General features: G+C 35.5%; 3 protein-coding genes. 2 read left to right on the top strand and 1 reads right to left on the bottom strand.

What is annotated here, in order from left to right; genetic code table 11:
* Both C3938_RS00470 and C3938_RS00465 read left to right on the top strand, forming a co-directional pair.
* A partial coding sequence (locus C3938_RS00470) for an ABC transporter permease (RefSeq protein WP_105101342.1) occupies window positions 1-580 on the top strand: 580 nt, incomplete at its 5' end.
* Window positions 577-1,653, top strand: a complete 1,077-nt coding sequence (locus C3938_RS00465; protein ID WP_017798388.1) for an ABC transporter substrate-binding protein — start codon at window positions 577-579, stop codon at window positions 1,651-1,653. The genes C3938_RS00470 and C3938_RS00465, both read left to right, overlap by 4 nt.
* A gap of 303 nt (window positions 1,654-1,956) precedes the next feature.
* Here C3938_RS00465 and C3938_RS00460 read toward each other — a convergent pair.
* Window positions 1,957-2,211 (bottom strand): hypothetical protein (locus tag C3938_RS00460; RefSeq protein ID WP_199775454.1); only part of this gene is annotated, 255 nt, incomplete at its 5' end.

The raw sequence follows: 2,211 nt of genomic DNA, 5'->3' as shown, positions 1-2,211 counted from the left end.
TGCAACAATAATTGGTGTTTTGGGCGCAATCAGCATTCGATCTTATAAAAAAAGACGAACTCGGAATTCTCTTTTATCATTAAATAATGTGCTTATTGTAAGTCCTGATGTAATTATTGGTGCTAGCTTTTTAATTTTATTTACATTGGCTGGAATTCAGTTAGGATTTTATTCCGTCCTCCTATCTCATATCGCTTTTAGTATACCTATTGTTGTGTTAATGGTACTTCCTAAACTTCTTGAGATGAGTTCTTCATTAGAAGATGCTGCTCGTGATTTAGGAGCAAGTAATTGGAACGTCCTGACAAAAGTTACGCTACCTTATATTTCGCCAGGTATTTTTGCTGGATTTTTCATGGCGTTAACTTATTCACTTGATGATTTTGCAGTAACTTTCTTTGTAACTGGTAATGGATTTACCACTCTGTCTGTTGAAATATATTCATTAGCTAGACGAGGAATATCGCTTAATATTAACGCTTTATCTACCATTATGTTTTTCGTAACAATACTTCTCGTAATTGTTTATTACTATCTTACACAACGTAGTGGAACAAAAGGAGTTGGCTTGAGACGATGAAATCTATCATGCGATCATTTATTGCAATACTCGTTGTTTCGATTGTTTTACTTATAATGATTAATCGCCTCAATGCTGCACAAGGGTTTTCCGGTGATAATACGTTAACTGTATACAATTGGGGAGATTATATCGACGAAGAACTAATTAGTCAATTTGAGGAAGAAACCGGCATTACCATTGTATATGAAACATTCGATTCCAATGAAGCGATGATGACAAAAATTCAACAAGGTGGTACGACATATGATGTTGCAGTACCATCTGAATATATGGTGCAAAAAATGGTGGAGGAAGATTTACTAATTGAATTAGACCATTCCAAACTTTCAAACCTGAGTAATTTAGACGAACGTTTTATGAATTTACCATTCGATCCAAATAACCAATATTCGGTTCCATATTTTTGGGGAACAGTTGGAATTGTATTTAACACAACTCTTTTGCCAGAAGGTATGAAACTAACAGGCTGGCATGACTTATGGGACCCTTCGTTAGAAAATCAAATTTTACTAATCGATGGCGCTCGTGAAATTATCGGTATGGGATTAAACTCATTAGGTTATTCCTTGAACGACACTAATCCTGACCATCTCTATCAAGCATTAGAAAGGTTAGAGGGGCTTACTCCAAATGTTCGAGCAATAGTTGGTGATGAAAATAAAATGTTAATGGCAAATAACGAAGCCACAATTGCTGTTGGTTGGTCTGGTGATGCCGCAGATATCATGGGAGAAAATGAAGCAATCGACTACGTGGTACCGGAAGAGGGGTCCAACCTCTGGTTCGATAACTTTGTCATTCCAAAAACCGCACAAAATATAGATGGTGCACACGAATTTATTAACTTTATGTTAGATGCAGAAGTAGCTGCCCAAAATACAGAGTATGTTAGTTACTCTACACCAAATAAAGAAGCACTACAGTTCATGCCGAAAGAGATGGTAGAAGACGAACGATTCTATCCTAATCCAGAATTAACCGACCGCTTAGAGGTATACGAAAACTTGGGGCAAAGCAACTTAGCTTTTTATAATGAATTGTTCTTACAATTTAAGATGTATCGGAAATAAGGCTACTACCAAAGAAGATGCTTAGAAACATGCTTTTGTCTATTCAGTTCAAGAGCATGTTAATGGCTTTTAGAGATCACTAAACGAGATTTTTTATTCCCTTATTTGTTTGGGTTTCTTCGTGAGTTTGGACTTTAGAGTCGCTCTATTCCCTAAAAAACTAATGTGATTCTTCTTCCTTGTATTGGGTTTTACAATTGCTCTATAAACTTTCAAATGAAAAATCCCCTTGAGGAAAAATCAACATTTTCCTCAAGGGGATTTTTTAACTGCCGGAGCATTGACTCAGACAACTTTTTCCCTTCATACCATTACTTTACAAATGTCATTTGTGAATTCTACTGGATCATTAATTGGCAATCCTTCAATAAGAAGTGCTTGATTATATAAAAGATTGGTATATAGTTTTAACTTTTCATCATCATTACCTTGCGCTGATTTTAAGGATTGGAAAATATCGTGATTTACATTAATCTCCAATACTTTATCAGCCTGGATTTGCTGATCATCTGGCATTGCATTAATAATTTTCTCCATTTCAAGGGAGATCTCACCATC

Source organism: Microbulbifer pacificus (assembly GCF_002959965.1).
GTDB classification, from domain to species: domain Bacteria; phylum Pseudomonadota; class Gammaproteobacteria; order Pseudomonadales; family Cellvibrionaceae; genus Microbulbifer; species Microbulbifer pacificus_A.
This window is presented reverse-complemented; position numbering and strand designations above follow the sequence as displayed.